The sequence below is a fragment of the Isoptericola chiayiensis genome (assembly GCF_013149805.1).
GTDB classification, from domain to species: domain Bacteria; phylum Actinomycetota; class Actinomycetes; order Actinomycetales; family Cellulomonadaceae; genus Isoptericola; species Isoptericola chiayiensis.
On the sequence record NZ_JABEZT010000004.1, the window covers coordinates 169,153 to 188,160 of the forward strand.

Here is a 19,008-nt window from a genome sequence, read left to right on the forward strand (position 1 = left end):
ACCGCCCGGCGGGTGCGCGGGTCGGTGCGCGGCCTCTGCGTAGGGTGGAGCCATGACGAGCGGCGCGACGCAGGAGGACACCCGGACCGAGGCGGTGTCCCGGCTCGCCGACCCGTGGGTGACGATCGTGTGGAACGACCCGGTCAACCTGATGAGCTACGTGTCCTACGTGTTCGAGAGCTACTTCGGATATCCGGAGGCGAAGGCGCGCCGGCTGATGCTGCAGGTCCACCACGAGGGGCGCGCGGTCGTCTCGACGGGGCCCAAGGAGCGCATGGAGGTCGACGTGCAGGCCATGCACGGGTTCGGGTTGTGGGCCACGATGCAGCAGTCGGACGCGCCGGCCGCGGCGGGGGAGGGCGCATGAGTCCGTTCCGTGCCACCCCGGCGGGGTACGTGGCGACGTGGGAGCCGGTCGAGCGGGAGGTCCTGGCGCGGGTGGCCCGGGACGTGGCGGGGCTGCTGAGCGCGGACTCCGGGCTGCCCGACGACGCCACGGAGGCGGAGGTGGCGTTCACGGGGGTGGCGCGGGTCCCGCGGGATCCCGCGGTGCAACGGCTGCTCCCGGACGCGCACCGGGAGGACGCCGACGTGGCGGCGGAGTTCCGCCACCTGACCCAGACGGACCTGGCCGCCGGCAAGGTCGCCCGGCTGCACCGGTTCGCCGAGACGGTCGACCCGGTCGAGGAGCCCGTGACCGACGCGGGTGACGGCGACCAGGTGCTCGTCGGGCGGGACGCGGCCCAGGACTTCGCGGCGGCGCTGACGGACGTCCGGCTCGTGCTGGGCGAACGGCTCGGTCTGGACGACGACGCCGACGTCGAGCGTCTGCACCACGAGGTGCTGTCCGGGTTCGGTCCGGACGACGCCGACACCGACGCCGACACAGACGCCGACGCCGCGGACGGAGACACGGGCAGCGACGAGCTGGACCCGGAGCAGCGCGTCTACTGGGGCGGGGTGTTCGTCGCGGCGGGCTTCGCCCAGGAGTCCTTGATGGACGAGCTGCTGGCCGAGCTGCGGGCACGCCGCGCCGGGCAGTGACGTCCTGGGCCGGCCGCGGCCGGGCGGCGTCGGTCGCGCGTTGTGGTGGGCGCCACGCGTGAAGCGAGTCACCGAAACCGGTGCTCAGCGCGCTGCGCCGATAGGCTGCCAGCCGTGAACGACGCTCCGATCGGGATCTTCGACAGCGGGGTGGGTGGTCTCACGGTCGCCCGCTCGATCCTCGACCAGCTCCCGCACGAACAGCTGCACTACATCGGCGACACGGCGAACGGCCCCTACGGGCCCAAGCCGCTGGCCGCCGTGCGCGCGATGGCGCTCGCGGTGATGGACCGGCTGGTCGACGACGGCGTGAAGATGCTCGTCATCGCCTGCAACTCCGCGTCGGCCGTCGCGCTGCGGGACGCGCGGGAACGCTACACCGTGCGCCGCGGCATCCCGGTGGTGGAGGTGATCCTGCCGGCCGCGCGTCGCGCCGTCGTCGCCTCGCGGTCGGGACGCATCGGCGTGATCGGGACCAAGGCGACCGTGGAGTCGCTGGCCTACGACGACGCGTTCGCCGTCACGCCGGGGCTGGAGATCACGAGCCAGGCCTGCCCCGAGTTCGTGCGCCTGGTGGAGGAGGGCACGACGTCGGGTCCCGAGGCGCTGGACATCGCCAACCAGTACCTGTCCCCGGTGAGGGCCGCCGGCGTGGACACCCTCGTCCTCGGGTGCACCCACTACCCGCTGCTGGCCGGGCCCATCTCGTACGTGATGGGTCAGGACGTCACGCTCGTGTCCTCGGCCGAGGAGACGGCGCAGGACGTGTACCGCAAGCTCGTCGCCCACGACCTCGAGCGCCCGGCCGAGGCGCCCGCCCCGGTCCACCGGTTCGCGGCCACGGGCAGCCCCGCACCGTTCGAGGAGCTGGCGCGGCGGTTCCTCGGCCCGGAGGTCGACCTGGTGGAGGCGGCATGAACGCGACGAGGGAGGCCGCATGAGACTCGTGACCGTGGGAGTGGCCGGTTCGCTGCCGGGACCGTCGTCGCCGGCGTCGTGCTATCTGGTCCAGGCCTCCGACGGCGAGCGCGACTGGAGCGTGGTGCTCGACCTGGGTTCGGGCTCGCTCGGGCCGCTGCAGCGGCACGTGGACCCGCTGGACCTGGACGCGCTGGCGCTGTCCCACCTGCACCCGGACCACTGCTCGGACCTGAGCGGGCTGTACGTGTACCTGCGCTACCACCCCGAGCGGGGGGTGCACCGCACGGGTGCCGCGCGGGAGCTGCCGGTGCACGGGCCCTCGACCACGCGTGAGCGCGCCGCGGCCATGTACGGGCTGGACCCGGGCGAGACCATGGACGCCGAGTACGCGTTCCGCACCTGGGACCCGGCCGCTCCGGTGCAGGTCGGGCCGCTGCGGCTGGAGCCGTTCGCGGTGAACCACCCGGTGGAGGCGTACGGCATCCGCGTGACGGGGCCGTCATCGCAGCGTCCGGGCGAGACGGTCACGCTCGTGTTCTCCGGAGACACGGACGCGTGCGCGAACCTCGTCGAGGCGGCGCGCGGCGCCGACCTGCTGCTGTGCGAGGCGGCGTTCGTCGAGGGACGTGACGACGGCGTCCGCGACATCCACCTGACCGGGCGGCGGGCCGGCCGGGTCGCGGCGGAGGCGGGTGCGGGCCGGTTGCTGCTGACGCACCTGACCGCGTGGACAGACCCGCAGGTCCCGCTGGCCGAGGCGCGCGGCGAGTTCGACGGTCCGGTCGAGCTGGCCGTGGCGGACGGCGTCCACCTGCTCTGAAGGTAGCCTCGAGGGCGTGCAGAAGCTCCCCGCCTGGCCGGCCGCCGTGTGCGACCTGGTCTGCGTCCTGGTGTTCACGCTCGTCGGCACCGCCAGCCACGCCTCGGCCGGGTCGCCCGGCCACGTGCTGGCCGTCGCCGCGCCGTTCCTCGTCGGGCTGGCCGTCGGCTGGCTGGCGGCCCGGGCCTGGCGGGCGCCGGCGCAGCCGTGGCCGACCGGGGTGGCGGTCTGGTTCGCGACCGTCGTGCTCGGGGTGATGCTGCGGCCGCTGTTCACCGGCGGTTTCGCGTGGACGTTCACGCTGGTGACCGCCGGCTTCCTCGCGGTGACGATGATCGGCTGGCGGATGCTGGCGACGGTCGCGCGCCGCCGCGCCGCCTCCTGACGCGTCCGCGCCGCCGGGTTCAGAGCGCGGCGGCGACCGCCGGGGCGAGCGTGCGCAGCGCCTTGCCGCGGTGGCTGATCGCGTTCTTCTCGTCCGCCGAGAGCTCGGCCGACGTGCGCGTCCCCGGCGAGCCGTCCGGACCGGGCGGCTGCTCGGCCGGCACCAGGATCGGGTCGTAGCCGAACCCGCCGTCCCCGCGCGGGGAACGGACCAGCACGCCCGGCATCTCGCCGAGCGCGACCTCCTCGTGGCCGTCCGGGGTCACGAGGGCCGCCGCGCACACGAACGCGGCACCCCGGTGCTCGTCGCGCACGTCGCCGAGCTGGGCGAGCAGCAGCCCCAGGTTCGCGGTGTCGTCGCCGTGGCGCCCCGCCCAGCGGGCCGAGAAGATCCCCGGCGCCCCGCCGAGCACGTCGACGCTCAGGCCCGAGTCGTCCGCCACGGCGGGCAGCCCGGACGTCGCCGCGAGGGCGCGCGCCTTGATCAGCGCGTTCTCGGCGAACGTCACGCCGTCCTCGACGGGCTCGGGTGCGCCGAGGTCGCCGGCGGTGACGACGGCCTCGTCCGGCAGCGTGTCCAGACCGGGCCGGGTGCGCAGGATCGCCAGCAGCTCGACGAGCTTCTTGCGGTTGTGCGTGGCCAGCACCAGGCGGGCGCCGGCCGGGGCCGACGCCGTGGCCGGCACCTCAGGCCTCCTCGGCCAGCGCGGCCCGCTGGATCGCCGTGAGCTCGGTGGTGCCGACCACCGCGAGGTCCAGGAGCGCGTCGAGCTCGTCGCGCCGGAACGGCACGCCCTCCGCGGTGCCCTGCACCTCGACGAACTGCCCGCCACCGGTCGTGACGACGTTCATGTCGGTCTCGGCGCGCACGTCCTCGACGTAGGGCAGGTCCAGCATGGGGGTGCCGTCGATGATGCCGACGCTGATCGCGGCCACCGAGTCCGTGAGCACCTGCTTGCCGCCCTTGATCGCCCCGTGCCGCTCACCCCACGCGACGGCGTCGGCGAGGGCCACGTAGGCGCCCGTGATCGCGGCGGTGCGGGTGCCGCCGTCGGCCTGCAGCACGTCGCAGTCCAGCACGACCGTGTTCTCCCCGAGGGCCGTGACGTCGACGACGGCGCGCAGCGCCCGGCCGATGAGCCGCGAGATCTCGTGGGTGCGGCCGCCGATCTTGCCCTTGACGGACTCGCGCGGGCTGCGCTCGTTGGTGGCGCGGGGCAGCATCGCGTACTCGGCGGTGACCCAGCCCTCGCCGGAGCCCTTCTTCCAGCGCGGCACGCCCTCGGTCAGCGAGGCGGTGCACAGCACCCGGGTCTTGCCGAACTCGACGAGCACCGAGCCCTCGGCGTTCTCGCTCCAGTGGCGGGTGATGGTCACGGGGCGGAGCTGGTCAGGGGTACGGCCGTCAGCGCGAGTGGTCATGGGGCTCACCCTAACGGGGCGGGCCGGGCCCCCACCTGGCTGGCCTCACATGCCGAACCGTCGCCGCAGCTCGCGGGCGTGGCGCCGGGAGACCTCCACGCGGGATCGTTGCCGGTCGTCCATCACGACCACGAGCGAGCCCTGGAAGTCCGGCACGAGCTCGCGCACGTGGTCGAGGTTGACGAGGTAGGAGCGGTGGGCGCGGAAGAAGTGCCCGTGCAGGCGCCGCTCGAGCTCGTTGAGCGACATGGTCACCAGCAGCCGTTCGTCGGCCAGCTTGAGGTAGGAGTACCCGCGGGCTGCGCTGGCGTACACGATCGAGGCGCCGTCGACCAGCACCGTGCGTCCGTCCCGCTGCACGGGGATGCGCACCAGCGGCTCGACGTCGGGCGGCGAGGTGGACGACCGGGCGCCCGACGGCGTTCCCCGGTCGGCGCCGTCCGCCGAGGCGCTGCTGCCCGCCGCGTGCTCCGCCGTCGTGCCCGGCTGCTCCCCGGCGCCGCGCAGCGCCCGGTCCAGCGCGCGCCGCAGCCGCTCGGCGTCGAACGGCTTGAGCAGGTAGTCGACCGCCGCCAGGTCGAAGGCGTCCACGGCGTGGTCGGGGTAGGCGGTGGTGAAGATGACCTTCGGGGGCCGCGACCGCTCGCGCAGCGCCGCGGCGACCTCCAGGCCGGAACCGCCCGGCATGCGCACGTCGAGCAGCACCAGGTCGTAGTCGAGCGACCCGAGCAGCAGCAGGGCCTCCTCGCCGTTCGTGGCCTCGCCGACCACCTGCACCTGACCGTCCGCCTCCAGCAGGAAGCGCAGCTCGGCCCGGGCGGGGGCCTCGTCGTCCACGATCAGTGCCTTTGGTCGCACAGCGGTCACCTTAGCGGGATCCGCAGGTCGACCGTCGTGCCCCGGCCGGGCGTGGAGGCCACGTCGAACGTGTACCGGTCGCCGAACAGGGCGTCCAGGCGCTGGGAGATGTTCCACAGCCCCACGCCCGAGTGCTTCGAGGACTCCGGCAGCCCGGGACGCCCGCCGGCCAGCAGCCGGTCCAGCACCTCGGGCGTCATGCCCACGCCGTCGTCGGACACCCGGATCGACGTGGTGCGCGCCAACGGGTCCACCCGGGCGCGCAGGTGGATCGTCCCGCCCGCCACGGCGTCCGCGATCCCGTGCTTGACGGCGTTCTCCACCAGCGGCTGGATCACCAGCACCGGTACCCGCGTGGTCAGCACCTGCGGGTCGATGTCGTAGCGCACGCGCAGGCGGTCGCCGAACCGGGCCTGCTCCAGCGACAGGTAGGTCCGCACGAAGAAGTACTCCTGGCTGAACTCCGCGAAGTGCCCGTCCTGGCGCACCGCGTAGCGGAAGAAGTCGCTCAGGCGCAGCAGGAGCTGACGGGACTCCTCCGGGTCCGTGCGGGACTTGGACGCGATGGTGTTGAGGATGTTGAACAGGAAGTGCGGGTTGATCTGCGCGCGCAGGGCGTCGAGGCGGGCGTCGGCGGCGAGGTGGCGCTCGCGGTCCATCTCCGCCAGCTCCAGGTGCAGGGACAGCATGGAGGCCATGTCGTCGACCAGCACGCGGGGCGCGGGCTCGTCCTGGGTGCGGTAGACCTTCAGCGTGCCGACCACGCGGTCGCCGATCGCCAGCGGTGCGACGACGGCGGTGCGCAGCGGGCAGTCCGGCTCGGGGCAGCCGATGCCGTCGCGGGCGTGCACGACGACGGTGCGTCCCTTGCCGAGCGCGACGCGCGCGATGCGGGTCTGCAGCCCGCCGCCGACGCGGTGGTGGTCGGCGCCCGGGCCGACGAACGCGAGCACCTGCTCGGTGTCGGTGATCGCGACGGCGTCCCCGCCGAGCAGAGGCTTGATGAGCTGGGCGGTGCGGCGGGCGGCGTCGCGGGTCAGGCCGTTGCGCAGCGGCATCGACTGGCCGGCGGCGGCGATGGTGAGCCCGTCGCGCACCCCGCGGGGGTCCCGGGGGCGGCGGGCGGGACGCCAGCGCGTCCCGCCGCGGGTGGTGGGTGCGGCGCGCGGGCCGCGCAGCGCGGAGGGGTAGCCCAGCACGACGACGGTGCTCACGACGACGCCGGCGAGCACGGTGGCGGCGGCGTCGAGCGCCGGGTCGACGAGCACCTGGGTGACCAGGAAGACCAGTGCCCAGGCCGCGGCCAGCACGCCGGCCAGGAGTCCGCTACCGCCGCGCACGTCGCCACCTCCGGGCGGCCCGCCGTTCGGCGAGCATCAGCCGGGCGATCCGTTCGGCGCGCCGGTCCGCGGCGGTGCCGTGCATGGTCTGCCAGGAGCGTTCCACGTCCGCCGGCGGTGTGGTCCGCCGGGAGACGACGACGGCGGTCACCACGGCGACGGGTGCGGCCAGCAGCGTGGGGGTCACCAGGACCTCGCGCAGCAGCCCGCCGGAGGTGAGCGCCCCGGCGGTGAACATGCCGACCGCGACGACCAGGCCCGCGACCATGCCGGCCACGGCACCGGCCGCCGTCGTGCGCCGCCACCAGATGGCCAGGACGAACACCGGGGTCAGCGCCGACCCGGCCACCGCGAACGCCCACGTGACCATCGTGGCCACGATGGACGGCGTGGCGGCCGCGAACGACTCGGGTCGCATCGCCAGCCCGAGGCCCGCCGCGGCGCACGCCGTGACCAGCGTGGTGACGCGTCCGGCGAGCACCGCCTGGCGCTGGGTCGCGCGCGGGTTGATGTGGCGCTCGTAGACGTCGTGACCCCACGACGCCGCGGCGGCGAGCAGCAGGCCCGCGATCGTGGACAGCACGGCCACGAGCGCGCCGGCGGCGACGACGCCGAGGCCCGCGTCCTCGCCGAAGATGCGACCCAGCACGGGCAGGGCGTGCTCGGGGACCCGCAGGACGCCGTCGACGGTCAGCTCGGCGAGCCACGGCCGGTCCGCGACGGCGGCGGGGATCAGGTCGCGCGCCGCGGTGCCGAGCATGACCGCCAGGGAGTAGAAGATCCCCGCCAGGCACAGCACCCACACCGTGGTGGTGCGGGCGGCCGTGCCCGTGGGGGAGGTGAAGTAGCGGTTCATGACGTGCGGCAGTCCCGCGGTGCCCATGGCGAGGGTGACGATGAGGGCGAACTGGCCCAGGCCGCCGTACCGGGCGCCCGGCTCGCCGAACACCGCGGGCTCGCCGGGGTGCAGGGCGCTCTGCTCGGGCGTGAGTCCGTCGGTCGACCCGGCGGGGTTGTCCAGGGGGACGCTGGAGATGCTCTCGACCGCCTCGCCGTAGTGGAAGCCCTCGGCGACGACGGTCGCGGCCAGCCACACCAGGGCGCCGAGCAGCAGGAGGAACTGCACCGCCTGGGTCCAGGTGGTCCCGCGCATCCCGCCGAACGCGACCAGCACGGTGACGACGGCCGTGGAGGCCAGGATGCCGGTGGCGTACGGGTCCAGGCCCAGCACGCCCTCGCCGACCAGCAGCTCCCACGTGATGCCCGAGCCGACGGTCTGCGGGACCAGGTAGGACAGGATGACCAGCTGCACCACGCCGACGGCGACGAGCCGCACCGTCTCCGAGCCGAGCCGACGGCCCAGGAAGTCGGGGATGGAGAACTCCCCGAAGCGCCGCAGCGGAGCGGCGACGAACAGCAGCACCGGCACGAACCCGGCGGCGAAACCGACCGCGTACCAGGCGCCGTCGAGCCCTGTGGCGTACACGGCGGCGGCGACCCCGAGGAACGACGCCGCCGAGAAGTAGTCCCCGCAGATCGCGAACGCGTTGGTCGCGACCCCGACGCGCTGCCCGGCCAGGTAGAAGTCGACGGTGGAGGCGCCCCGCGGGCGCATCACCACGGCCACGGTCGCCACCAGCGCGAGCGCCGCGGCCAGGGCGAGGGCCGCCGACCCGGTCACGGGAGGTCCTCGCCCGAGCCCGGGGCGTCGTCGTCCACCGGCTCGCGGCTGGTGCCCAGCATCCGGTGCTCGACGGCGGAGGACAGGCTGGCCGCGGCGACGCCGAGCACCGCGAAGAAGACGTAGAGCCCGAACCCGGCCACGAGGAACCCGGGGGACATGCCCCCCACGAGCCGCGAGCTCGACCACCAGTCCAGGGTGAGCGACAGGACCGGGAAGGCGGCCACGGCGAGCAGGAACACGACGAAGTAGCCCACCGCGACCCGTCGCAGGGTGCGGAAGGTCGCGTCCACCTCCGCAGGGGTGTCGCTGGTGTCGACGCCGTCGTCCATGACGTCGCAGACTACGGAGCGACGGCGCCCGGGGGAAGTCCCGGACGCCGGCGCGGTCATCTCGCCTCAGGCGGGCACGGCGGGCGTGCGCAGCAGGCGGACCCCCGTGGCGAGCAGGACGACGGCGCCCCCGGCGGCCATGACCAGCCCGATGCCCGGCATCGCCTGCCCCCACGCGTCGGTGGCGCTGGAGACCTGGACCAGGCGCACGAGCTGCCAGCCGGCCACGAACGCCGTTCCCGTGCCGGCGACGAGGCTGTGGGAGACCGCGACCCAGCGGCGCGGGATCACCGCGCCGGCCACCCCGACGAACCCGGCGCACAGCGTCCACAGTCCGGGACCTCCGGTGCCCGACAGGGTGCCGACCGGCGTGACGACCCAGGGCAGCAGGCTGCCGACGATCACCAGCAGCGCACCCACCAGCATGCCGACGCTGCCCGGGTGCAGCACGCGCTTGCGCGGGGTGGCGGTGCGGCCCCCTGCACGCAGCAGGTTGCCGAGGGCGGAGCTCGTCGTCGAGGCCATGGACCGACTGTAGGCGTCGCGGTCGTCCCGGGGGACCCGCCGGGAGCCGCCGGCTGGACGAGCGGCGCGAACGGTCCCGCGAGCGGTCGGTGCGGGCGCGTGGACGGTCACCGCTGGTGCCCGGACCTCTCGAGGCGGCAGGGCGACCGTTCGCGAGACGGTCCGTACCGCCGGGCCGGTGGGGCCTTGTGACCAGCGACGACGGCGCGGTTCGCTCGGCACGTACGGGTTCCGTACGGCTGTGCCGGACGTGCCCCGGGCGACGGTGCTCGGGGTCCACGCGACGAAGGGAGCGTCCGATGACCGATGCGCGAGGGAGCGCACCCGATCCCGGGCCACCGCCCGGGGCCAACGGGTGGCGCCAGGAGTACTGGAAGAAGAACCTGCGGCTGATGGTCGTGCTGCTGTCGATCTGGTTCCTGGTCTCGTTCGTGTGCGGGATCCTGCTGATCGAACAGCTCAACACCATCGTGATCGCCGGGTTCCCGCTGGGTCTGTGGTTCGCCCAGCAGGGGTCGATCTACACGTTCATCATCCTGATCCTGGTCTACACGCTGCGCATGGACCGGCTCGACGACGAGTACGGGGTGGCCGAGCGCGACGAGGAGGGGAACCGGCTGTGAGCGAGATCCAGATCTGGACCCTCGTCTTCGTGGGTCTGTCCTTCGCCACCTACCTGACCATCGCCTGGCGCAGCCGCGTCAAGGAGACCAAGGGGTTCTACGTCGCCGGCCAGGGCATCCCTGCCGTGGCCAACGGCGCCGCCGTCGCGGCCGACTGGATGTCGGCGGCCTCGTTCATCTCCATGGCGGGCCTCATCGCGTTCCTCGGCTCGGACGGCTCCGTCTACCTCATGGGCTGGACGGGCGGCTACGTGCTGCTCGCCCTGCTGCTGGCGCCGTACCTGCGCAAGTGGGGCAAGTTCACCGTGCCCGAGTTCGTGGGCGACCGGTACTCGGAGTACGTGCGGCTCATCGCCGCGATCGCCGCGATCATCGTGTCCTTCACCTACGTGGTGGGCCAGATGCGCGGCGGCGGCATCGTCTTCAGCCGGTTCCTCAACCTGTCCATCGAGGGCGGCGTGGCCGTGGCGGCCGGGATCATCTTCCTGTACGCCGTGCTCGGCGGGATGAAGGGCATCACCTGGACCCAGGTGGCCCAGTACACCGTGATGATCGTCGCCTACCTCATCCCGGCGTGGACCATCGCCCAGAAGATGACGGGCTTCCCGGTCCCGCAGGTCACGTTCGGCCAGATCCTGGGCGAGCTGGACGCGCTGAGCCAGCAGTTCGGCCTGGAGCAGTACACCGAGGCGTTCGCGGCCCGTCCGCAGCTCGACGTGTTCCTGGTGACGATGTCGCTGATGATCGGTACCGCGGGCCTGCCGCACGTGATCATCCGCTTCTACACCACCAAGTCGGTCCGCGGTGCGCGGTTCTCCGCGTTCTGGGCGCTCGTGTTCATCGGCCTGCTCTACACGACGGCACCCGCCGTGGGGGCGTTTACCAAGCTCAACCTCATGCAGTCGGTCGACGGCGTGGCCGTCGCCTCGCTGCCCGCGTGGGTGAACAACTGGGCCGCGACCGGGCTGGTGTCGGTCTCCGACACCGCCGAGACGATCACGACGCTGAGCAACGACCCGGCCTCGGGTGCCGACCTCATCGTCAACAACGACATCCTGGTGCTGGCCACCCCGGAGATCGCGGGTCTGCCCGCACCGATCGTCGGGCTCGTGGCCGCTGGTGGTCTGGCGGCCGCGATGTCGACGGCGGCCGGCCTGCTGCTGGTCATCTCCTCGTCGGTGTCGCACGACCTGTACTTCCGGGTCGTCAAGCGGGAGGCCTCGGAGTCGCAGCGGCTCCTCGTCGGTCGTATCGCGATGGGCGCCGCGGTGCTGGTGGCCATCTACGGCGGCATCAACCCGCCCGCGTACGTGGCCCAGGTGGTCGCCTTCGCCTTCGGGCTGGCGGCGTCGACCTTCTTCCCGATCCTCGTCATGGGGATCTTCTGGAAGCGGGCCAACGCCGTCGGTGCGGCCTCGGGCATGATCGCCGGTCTGGCGTTCACCGCGACGTACATGATCTACACCCTCGAGGTGTTCGGGACGTCGGCGCACGACCACATCCTGGGGATCTCGCCGGAGGGCATCGGCGCCGTCGGCGCGGTCGTCAACGCGATCGTGACGATCGTCGTCTCGAAGCTGACGTCGCCACCGACGGAGCACGTCCAGGAGATGGTCGAGGGGCTGCGCTACCCCGCGGCGAAGCGGAAGGAGACCTCGGCCACCGAGTAGTCCTGCTCGGGTCGTCCTGCTCGAGCCGTCCTGCTCGCGTCGTCCTGTTCGCGCGTGGGAGGAAGATGTGTCGCGCGGTCGCGCTCACGGGCCCTGGGGGCCCTCCGCTTCCGGTCTGACGACCGCGCGACACATCTTCCTCCCACGCGCTCGTGCGTTCCTGTGCGTCTCGGTGCGGCGACGGTTCTCGCCGGCTCGGAAGTCGGCCGCAGGACCGCAGGGGGTGCTGGGGTGCTGGGATGCGATCAGAGGGTGCCGACGCCGAGGTTGACCGGGCTGCCGGTGATGTTGCCGACGATGCCGCGGATGATGCCGCTGCCGTCGGTGCCGCGCAGCGACTCGTACCAGGCGGCGGTCCGTGCGGGGTCGTACCCGTGGGTCTCCTCGCCGCGGTCGCGGGCCCGCTGGACCAGGTCGGCGGCGCGCTCGGTGCGGCTGCGCTCGTACCGGCGCAGGGAGTCCTCGACGCTCACGGTGTTCGTGGCCAGGCTGATGGCGAGCGCGAAGGAGTCCTCCAGGGCGAGGCAGGCGCCCTGGCCGATGTCCGGGGCCGTGTTGTGGGCGGCGTCGCCGAGGAGGGCGACGCGGCCGCGCACCCAGGTGTGGAACGGGTCGATGTCCCAGATCTCGACGCGGTTGAGCGACCGGGCGGGGTCGATCGCCGCCAGGAGCGCCTGCACGCCCGGCGCCCAGTGGCCGAACGCCTCGTGCAGCGGTGCCGTGCCGTCCGTGGCGGCGTCGTACGGCAGGCCCGAGGGCTGCGGCACGTCGAACCAGAAGTAGGAGCGGCCGTCGGCCACGGGCATGACGGCGGCGCGCTTGCCCTCGGCGACGTACGTGGTCCACTGGTTCTTCGGTCCGACGGCGGTGTCCGCGGCGACCAGGCCGTTGAAGTTCGTGTAGCCCGAGTAGGTGCGCTCGATGCGCTCACCGCCCTCGTCGGCAGCGGTGACGTGGTCGCGCACCACGGAGCGGGCGCCGTCGGCCCCCAGCAGCAGGTCGGCGGTGTCGGTGGAGCCGTCGGCGAACGTGGCCGTGACCTGCTGGCCGTCGTCGGCCACCGACACCAGCCGCATGCCCAGGTGGATGTGCTCGGCGCCCACGGTGTCCATGAGCAGGCGCTGCAGGTCCGCCCTGGCCACGGGGTAGGGGCGCTGGCCGGTGGCCTCAGTCACGGGGGCCAGGCTGAACCGGCACAGCGTCTCGCCGGAGTGCCCGTCGAGGTAGGCCATGTCGTCCATGGCGCCGCCGAGCGCGGCGACCTGCTCGCCCACGCCCAGCCAGTTGAGCACCTTGACGCCGTTGGACCACAGCGACAGCGCGGCCCCGACGGGCTTGTTCTCGCGCATGCGGTCGTAGACGACGACGTCGTGGCCGAGCCGCTGCAGGGCGATCGCGGCGCTCGTGCCGCCGACGCCGGCGCCGATGACGATGATCTTCACGCCGCTCAGCTCCCGCGGTAGGTCGAGTAGGCGAACGGGCTCAGCAGCAGCGGTACGTGGTAGTGGCGGCTGCTCGTGCCGTCGGCGTCGTCCGTGACGACGAACGCGACGGTGACCTGCGGGTAGAAGGTCTCGACGGCGCGGGCCGCGAAGTAGGAGCCCGTGGCGAACGTCAGCGTGTAGGTGCCCGCCGGCAGCCGGTCGGGCCCGACGGCGGCGCGGCCGTCGGCGTCGGTGGCGGCCGTCGCGAGGTCCTGGCCGTGGGCGTCGGTCAGCGTCACCTCGACGCCCGCGGCGGGGGTCCCGGCGGTGGTGTCCAGCACGTGGGTGGTCAGGTGGCTGCTCATGGGGCGGGCTCCCGGGTGTCGGCGCCGTCGGTGACCGCGCCGTGCAGGCGCAGCAGGGCGATCTGGGCGAGCTGGTCGCACGCCTCGGCCACCTCGGTGGCCTCGTCGTTGTCGAGCCGGCGGGCGAGCTCACCGAGCATCTGGTCGGGGGAGCGGCCCGCGGCCCGGATGAGGAACACCCGGCCGAACCGCTCCTCGTACGCCCGGTTGCCGGCGGTCATGAGCGCGGCGACGTCGTCGCCCGCGTCCGCCATGCTCGCCTGCTCCCGGCGGGACGCGGCCGCGTCGGCGCCGGTGCCGGACGGCTTCTCGCCGATCCGCGGGTGGTGGGCCAGCGCCGCGTCCAGCTCGGCCCGGCCCCACCCGGTCGCGAGCTCCTGCGCGCGGGCGGCCAGGGCGTCGGTGGACCCGTACGGTCGTCCGGAGACGACGGCGTCGACCCAGGTCGGCACCGCCGCCCAGACCGCGACCTGGGCCCGTGCGTCCTGAGGTGCCAGGGTGTCGAACTCGTCGATGTGCAACAGAGGCTCCTTCCGTGCGGCGACGGTACGACCGTGCCGGGGCGGCGGTGTTTCACCCGTGTGACGACCGTGTGACCGGGTGCGGGGCCCGGTCGGAGGGGTCCGGTCCGGCGTGCGGCTCGCATACGATGCGGGCAGCCCCCGCCTGACAGGAGACACCGTGGACGAGACCCTGCTGCCCGCGCAGATCGGCACCCGGCTGCGCCGGCTGCGCACCTCCCGGGGTCGGTCGCTGGCGTCGGTGGCGCGCGAGCTCGGGATCTCCTCGAGCGCGCTGTCGCAGCTCGAGAACGGGGTGATGAAGCCGTCGGTGCAGCGGCTGGTCGAGCTGGTGGGGATCCTGGGCGTGCCGGTCTCGGCGATCTTCGACGACGTCGGCGTCTCGGCACCGCGGGTGGACGAGGCCGACGGGGACGTGTCGGAGCCGTTGCCGGGCGTCCTCGTGGCGAGCCGGGCGCAGGACGTGTCGGCGCAGCTGGGGCAGGGGGTCACCTACCGGCGGCTCTCCCCGGCTCCGTTGCCGGGCGTCACCTGGTTCGAGTCGACCTACCCGCCGGGGGCGTCCTCCAGCGAGGACGGCGCGATGCTGGTCCACACCGGCTACGAGAGCGGGCACGTGGTCTCCGGCGAGCTGGTCTTCGAGTTCGCCGAGGGGTCGGTCCGCCTGGGTGCGGGGGACGCGCTGTCGTTCTCGGCAGCCCGGCCGCACCGGGTCGTCAACGACTCCGCGGGCGTCGCGGTGGCGCTGTGGCTCACGGTCGACCCGGCGGCCGTGGACGAGGGCCACGGGGCCTGAGGGCCGCAGCAGGTCCCGAGGTGTAACCGCCACGAAACCCCCGGGATGGCGTTAAGCAATAACTTCACGGCAGGATGGCGCACGACGCCGGACGGCACTCGTCCGGAGCCGTGACCGCCTGGAGGACGCATGCCCGTGAACCCGCACCGCAGCAGCAGCGCCCCGGCGGTGCGCTGATGGCCGCGCGCCAGGTCTTCCGGGCCGAGCGGGCCTACGTCGACGGAGCCTTCCGGCCGGCCGCCGTCGTGGTCGAGGCCGGACGCGTCGCGGACGTGCTGGCCGCAGGTGCGATCGTCGCCGGGTCGCGGGACGTCCCGGTGCCCGACGGCGCCGTCCTGCTGCCCGGCCTCGTCGACTCCCACGTGCACGTCAACGACCCCGGCCGCAGCGACTGGGAGGGTTTCGGCTCGGCGACCGCCGCGGCGGCCGCCGGCGGCGTCACCACCCTGGTCGACATGCCGCTGAACTCCCTGCCGCCGACCACCACCGTCGAGGCCCTGCGGACCAAGCAGACGGTCGCGGCACCCGCCGCGCACGTCGACGTCGGTTTCTGGGGCGGCGCGGTCCCCGAGAACCTCGGCACCCTCGGCGGCCTGCACGACGCCGGTGTCTACGGGTTCAAGTGCTTCCTCGCCCCCTCCGGCGTCGACGAGTTCGGGCACCTCGACGCCGCCGGACTCGACGCGGCCACGGCCGAGGTCGCCCGCCTCGGGTCGCGGCTCATCGTGCACGCCGAGGACCCGGACCTGCTCCACGCCGGCGGTGCGCTCGGCCGCGGCTACGACGCGTTCCTGCGCTCGCGGCCGCCGGCGAGCGAGGCCGCCGCGATCCAGGCCGTCGTGGACGCCGCCCGTCGCCACGGCGCCCGCGTCCACGTCCTGCACCTCAGCGACGCCGGCTCCCTGCCGGTGATCCGCGCGGCCCGCGCCGACGGCGTCGACCTGACCGTGGAGACCTGCCCGCACTACCTGACGATCACCGCCGAGGAGATCCCCGACGGCGCCTCGGAGTTCAAGTGCTGCCCCCCGATCCGCGAGGCCGCGAACCGCGACCTGCTGTGGGAGGGGCTGCTCGACGGGACGATCGACGCCGTCGTGTCCGACCACTCGCCCTCGACGGTCGAGCGCAAACGGGCCGGCGACGGTGACTTCGGGCTGGCCTGGGGCGGCATCTCCGGGCTGCAGGTCGGGCTGTCGGCGGTGTGGACCGAGGCGTCCGCCCGCGGCGTCGACCTGGCCGCCGTCCTTCCGTGGTTCACCACCGGGCCCGCCGCCGTCGCGGGCCTCGACGGCCTCGGCCGGATCGAGCCCGGCGCGCCCGCGCACCTGGCGGTCTTCGGGCCCGACGACCCGTTCCTCGTCGACGCCGGCGCGCTGCTGCACCGCAACCCCGTCTCCGCCTACGACGGCCGTGCCCTGCGCGGCCGGGTCCGCGGCACGTGGCTGCGCGGGGACCAGGTGTACGGCGCGGACGACGGCGGCACCGGCGTCGTCCGCGGCGCCCCGGCCGGACGGCTGCTGACCGCCCGGACGGAGGTGGCGGCATGACCCCGATCCTGCAGCCGGGCGTGGGCGACCTGCCCGGTGACCACTACCTCGCCGCCACGCCCGCCACGGTCACCTGGGGCCGCCTGCCCTGCGCCGCCGACACCCCGGTACTGACGGTCGCCCCCGGCGAGTCCGTCACCGTCGACACCGTCAGCCACGAGGGACTGCTGGAGGACCAGGGCTCCGACCCGCGGGCCTACTTCGGCCGGCACGGCGTCCCGCCCGCCCACGTCCTGGACGACGCCGTCACCATCGCCGCGGAGCTCGCCCGCGACCCGGACCGCGACGGCCCGCACGTGGTCACCGGGCCCGTCCGCGTCGAGGGCGCCGCACCCGGCGACCTGCTGCGGATCACCGTCGAACGGCTCGAGCCCCGCGTGCCCTACGGCGTCGTGTCCAACCGGCACGGCAAGGGGGCGCTCGCCGGCGAGCTGCCCCGCGGGGAGAGCAATGTCTCGGTCTTCTGCGCCGTCGAGGAGCGCGGCTCCGGGCTCGTCGGCACGATGCCCGTCACCGAGGGCGGCCCGCCGGTCGTCGAGTTCCCGCTCGCGCCCTTCCTGGGGATCCTGGGCGTCGCCGTGCCGGGCGACGACCGCCCCCACTCCGTGCCGCCCGGCCCGCACGGCGGCAACATCGACATCAACCTGCTCGTCGAGGGCACCGAGCTCTACCTGCCCGTCCAGGTCGACGGCGCGCTCGTCTACGCCGGCGACCCGCACTTCGCCCAGGGGGACGGCGAGGTCGCCCTCACCGCGCTCGAGGCGTCCCTGCGGGCCACGCTGCGCTTCGACGTCGTCCCGCGGGCCGAGGCGCTCGCCGCGTTCGGCGAGGTGACCGGTCCGCTGGCCCGCGCCGGCGGGTACCTCGTGCCCACGGGGATGCACGAGGACCTCGACGAGGCGATGCGCCGGGCCGTACGCGCCGCCATCGCGCTGCTGCGGGCGCGCTGGGGGATGGACGAGCACCTGGCCTACGCCTACCTCAGTGCCGCGACCGACTTCGACATCTCCCAGGTGGTCGACGTCGTGACCGGCGTGCACGCCCGCATCCGCGAGGCCGACCTGGCCCGGGTGCCCATCGGAGGTGACGCATGACCGAGATCCCCGGCGCCGACTCGGTGCCCGCCGAGCTGTACCAGGCGTTCACGCGCTACGAGGCCGCCGTCGTCGCGAACGACCTCGACCACCTCGACGCCGCGTTCGCGCCCGGCGAGGCCACGATGCGTGGGGACGCCGCCGGGCTGCTCGTCGGGCACGAGGCGATCTCGGCGTTCCGCGGGACACGGGGCGGCGTGGCGCCACGCGTCATCGAACGCGTCGAGCACCGTGCGCTGGGACCGGACGTGGCGCTGCTGGTCTCGGTCTCCCGGTACGACGCCGGCGGGACGGGCCTGCAGACCCAGGTGTGGCAGCGCGTCGAGGGGACGTGGCTGATCACGGCCGCGCACGTCACCCCACGCGCCGCGGCCCTCGACCGGCGGATCTGGCGCACGGTCGGCGACCCGCTGTACCAGGGTGCGTGGGAAGGGCCGCTGGCCGGCCTGACGGTGGCCGTCAAGGACCTCTTCGCGATCAAGGGCTACCGCATCGGGGCGGGCAACCCCACCTACCTGGACGGCGCCAGGCCCGAGCCCTCCACCGCGCCCGCCGTGTCCGACCTGCTCCGCGGCGGCGCGTCGCTGCGCGGCATCGCCCGCACCGACGAGTTCGCCTACTCGGTGGCGGGTGACAACCCCCACTACGGCACCCCGCCCAACGAGGCGCTCCCCGGGGCGCTGCCCGGCGGCTCGTCCAGCGGACCCGCCTCCGCGGTGGCCACCGGCCAGGCCGAGATCGGGCTGGCCACCGACACCGCCGGATCGGTCCGGGTGCCCGCGTCCTACCAGGGGCTGTGGGGCCTGCGCACCACGCACGGGCTCGTCCCGCGGCAGGGGATGCTGCCGCTCGCGCAGTCCTTCGACACCGTCGGCTGGCTCACCCGCGACGGGGGCACGCTGCAGCGGGTCGCCGACTGGTGCCTGAGCTACGACGGCTCGGAGTCCACCGAGTCCGTCTACGGCGCGTCGGACCAGGACCTGCCCTGGCGGTTCGCGGTGCCCACCGAGCTGCTGGCCGTGGTCGAGGCGGACACCCGGGCCGCGTTCGACCGGTTCCTGGCCGCGCTGGCCGGGCGTCCCGACGCGCCGAGGGTCGACCAGGTCTCGATCGGCGACCCCGAGGAGTTCCTGGCGGCCTTCCGCACCGTCCAGGCCGCCGAGGCGTGGCGCAACGACGGGCCCTGGGTCCGCGAGCACCCGGGCGCCCTGGGGCCCGCCGTCGCCGAGCGCTTCCGGTCTGCCGCCCGTATGACGGACGAGGACGAGGCCGCCGCCCGGGCCGCCCTGGCCCCGCTGGGCGACCGCGTGCGCCGCCTCGTGGGCGACGCCGTGCTGCTCCTGCCGACCGCACCCGGCCCGGCACCGCTGCGCACCAGCGGCGGCGAACGGGTCGACGCCGTGCGCACCGCGACGCTGCAGCTCACCACGCCGGCCGCCGTCGCCGGGCTGCCGGCCCTGTCGGCCCCCCTGCTCACCGTCGGCTCGCTGCTCGGCCCCGCGCCCGTCGGCGTGTGCCTCGTCTCGAGCGCCGACACCGACATCGCCCTCGTCCGCCTGGCGCGCCGGCTCGCGCGCGCCGTCGCGCCGGACCACGCCACCGCCCCGACCGGAGGAACGACCTGATGACCGCCGCCCAGCC

The 19,008-nt window shown here is 74.2% G+C and carries 21 protein-coding genes; 11 read left to right on the forward strand and 10 right to left on the reverse strand.

Annotation, left to right across the window (positions count from 1 at the left end; translation table 11 throughout):
* The first annotated feature begins 52 nt into the window (after nt 1-52).
* The 5 genes from clpS (at nt 53) to HDG68_RS10055 (ending at nt 3,170) form a co-directional block, all read left to right on the forward strand.
* Nucleotides 53-367 carry an ATP-dependent Clp protease adapter ClpS gene (gene clpS / locus HDG68_RS10035; protein WP_172151674.1) on the forward strand — a complete coding sequence of 105 codons (315 nt, stop codon included), beginning with the start codon at nt 53-55 and terminating at the stop codon, nt 365-367.
* Nucleotides 364-1,044: a DUF2017 family protein gene (locus HDG68_RS10040; protein WP_172151675.1), complete on the forward strand. Its 681-nt coding sequence runs from the start codon at nt 364-366 to the stop codon at nt 1,042-1,044. The genes clpS and HDG68_RS10040 overlap by 4 nt, the downstream gene beginning before the upstream one ends.
* 114 nt (nt 1,045-1,158) lie before the next feature.
* Nucleotides 1,159-1,962, forward strand: a complete 804-nt coding sequence (gene murI, locus HDG68_RS10045; protein WP_172151676.1) for a glutamate racemase — start codon at nt 1,159-1,161, stop codon at nt 1,960-1,962.
* A gap of 19 nt (nt 1,963-1,981) precedes the next feature.
* The gene (locus HDG68_RS10050) at nt 1,982-2,785 is read left to right on the forward strand and encodes an MBL fold metallo-hydrolase (protein ID WP_172151677.1); all 804 of its coding nucleotides are present in this window, start codon (nt 1,982-1,984) and stop codon (nt 2,783-2,785) included.
* 16 nt (nt 2,786-2,801) lie between these two features.
* Complete coding sequence (locus HDG68_RS10055; RefSeq protein ID WP_343037528.1) at nt 2,802-3,170, forward strand: DUF3054 domain-containing protein; 369 nt, start codon at nt 2,802-2,804, stop codon at nt 3,168-3,170.
* Nucleotides 3,171-3,189: 19 nt separating this feature from the next.
* On the opposite strand, the gene rdgB is transcribed toward HDG68_RS10055, so the two are convergent.
* The 7 genes from rdgB to HDG68_RS10090 all read right to left on the reverse strand — a co-directional run bounded on the left by rdgB (nt 3,190) and on the right by HDG68_RS10090 (nt 9,327).
* Nucleotides 3,190-3,855: an RdgB/HAM1 family non-canonical purine NTP pyrophosphatase gene (gene rdgB, locus HDG68_RS10060; RefSeq protein ID WP_172151678.1), complete on the reverse strand. Its 666-nt coding sequence runs from the start codon at nt 3,853-3,855 to the stop codon at nt 3,190-3,192.
* A 1-nt stretch (nt 3,856) separates the two neighbouring features.
* A complete protein-coding gene (gene rph, locus HDG68_RS10065) occupies nt 3,857-4,591 on the reverse strand; it encodes a ribonuclease PH (protein ID WP_172151679.1) in 735 nt (244 codons plus the stop codon).
* A 45-nt stretch (nt 4,592-4,636) separates the two neighbouring features.
* A complete protein-coding gene (locus HDG68_RS10070) occupies nt 4,637-5,449 on the reverse strand; it encodes a response regulator (protein WP_172151680.1) in 813 nt (270 codons plus the stop codon).
* Nucleotides 5,450-5,454: 5 nt separating this feature from the next.
* Nucleotides 5,455-6,789 (reverse strand): histidine kinase, encoded by a 1,335-nt coding sequence (locus HDG68_RS10075; RefSeq protein ID WP_172151681.1) that lies wholly within the window; start codon nt 6,787-6,789, stop codon nt 5,455-5,457.
* Nucleotides 6,776-8,470: a sodium/solute symporter gene (locus tag HDG68_RS10080; protein WP_343037529.1), complete on the reverse strand. Its 1,695-nt coding sequence runs from the start codon at nt 8,468-8,470 to the stop codon at nt 6,776-6,778. Before HDG68_RS10080 ends, HDG68_RS10075 begins: the two co-directional genes overlap by 14 nt.
* Nucleotides 8,467-8,802 carry a hypothetical protein gene (locus tag HDG68_RS10085; protein WP_172151683.1) on the reverse strand — a complete coding sequence of 112 codons (336 nt, stop codon included), beginning with the start codon at nt 8,800-8,802 and terminating at the stop codon, nt 8,467-8,469. Before HDG68_RS10085 ends, HDG68_RS10080 begins: the two co-directional genes overlap by 4 nt.
* A gap of 66 nt (nt 8,803-8,868) precedes the next feature.
* Nucleotides 8,869-9,327, reverse strand: a complete 459-nt coding sequence (locus tag HDG68_RS10090; RefSeq protein WP_172151684.1) for a hypothetical protein — start codon at nt 9,325-9,327, stop codon at nt 8,869-8,871.
* A gap of 299 nt (nt 9,328-9,626) precedes the next feature.
* On the opposite strand from HDG68_RS10090, the gene HDG68_RS10095 reads away from it, so the two are divergent.
* Together HDG68_RS10095 and HDG68_RS10100 are read left to right on the forward strand one after the other, a co-directional pair.
* Nucleotides 9,627-9,950 carry a DUF4212 domain-containing protein gene (locus tag HDG68_RS10095; protein WP_172151685.1) on the forward strand — a complete coding sequence of 108 codons (324 nt, stop codon included), beginning with the start codon at nt 9,627-9,629 and terminating at the stop codon, nt 9,948-9,950.
* A complete protein-coding gene (locus HDG68_RS10100; RefSeq protein WP_172151686.1) occupies nt 9,947-11,620 on the forward strand; it encodes a VC_2705 family sodium/solute symporter in 1,674 nt (557 codons plus the stop codon). The genes HDG68_RS10095 and HDG68_RS10100 overlap by 4 nt, the downstream gene beginning before the upstream one ends.
* A gap of 245 nt (nt 11,621-11,865) precedes the next feature.
* Here the strand turns inward: HDG68_RS10100 and hpxO are convergent, their stop codons facing one another.
* Genes hpxO through uraD form a run of 3 tightly spaced genes read right to left on the reverse strand, consistent with a single transcriptional unit; the run spans nt 11,866 to nt 13,930 of the window.
* A complete protein-coding gene (hpxO, locus tag HDG68_RS10105; protein ID WP_172151687.1) occupies nt 11,866-13,062 on the reverse strand; it encodes an FAD-dependent urate hydroxylase HpxO in 1,197 nt (398 codons plus the stop codon).
* Nucleotides 13,063-13,067: 5 nt separating this feature from the next.
* Nucleotides 13,068-13,409, reverse strand: coding sequence for a hydroxyisourate hydrolase (uraH, locus tag HDG68_RS10110; RefSeq protein ID WP_172151688.1), 342 nt, complete (start codon nt 13,407-13,409; stop codon nt 13,068-13,070).
* Nucleotides 13,406-13,930: a 2-oxo-4-hydroxy-4-carboxy-5-ureidoimidazoline decarboxylase gene (uraD, locus tag HDG68_RS10115; RefSeq protein ID WP_172151689.1), complete on the reverse strand. Its 525-nt coding sequence runs from the start codon at nt 13,928-13,930 to the stop codon at nt 13,406-13,408. Before uraD ends, uraH begins: the two co-directional genes overlap by 4 nt.
* Before the next feature lie 160 nt (nt 13,931-14,090).
* Here uraD and HDG68_RS10120 point away from each other — a divergent pair, with 160 nt between their 5' ends.
* The 4 genes from HDG68_RS10120 (at nt 14,091) to HDG68_RS10135 (ending at nt 18,992) form a co-directional block, all read left to right on the forward strand.
* On the forward strand, nt 14,091-14,726 hold the full coding sequence (locus tag HDG68_RS10120) for an XRE family transcriptional regulator (protein WP_172151690.1): 636 nt from the start codon (nt 14,091-14,093) through the stop codon (nt 14,724-14,726).
* Between the two features lie 176 nt (nt 14,727-14,902).
* Nucleotides 14,903-16,273 (forward strand): allantoinase AllB, encoded by a 1,371-nt coding sequence (gene allB, locus HDG68_RS10125; protein WP_172151691.1) that lies wholly within the window; start codon nt 14,903-14,905, stop codon nt 16,271-16,273.
* Nucleotides 16,270-17,367, forward strand: coding sequence for an acetamidase/formamidase family protein (locus tag HDG68_RS10130; RefSeq protein ID WP_172151692.1), 1,098 nt, complete (start codon nt 16,270-16,272; stop codon nt 17,365-17,367). The genes allB and HDG68_RS10130 overlap by 4 nt, the downstream gene beginning before the upstream one ends.
* Nucleotides 17,364-18,992 carry an AtzH-like domain-containing protein gene (locus tag HDG68_RS10135; protein WP_172151694.1) on the forward strand — a complete coding sequence of 543 codons (1,629 nt, stop codon included), beginning with the start codon at nt 17,364-17,366 and terminating at the stop codon, nt 18,990-18,992. Before HDG68_RS10130 ends, HDG68_RS10135 begins: the two co-directional genes overlap by 4 nt.
* Nucleotides 18,993-19,008 lie beyond the last annotated feature (16 nt).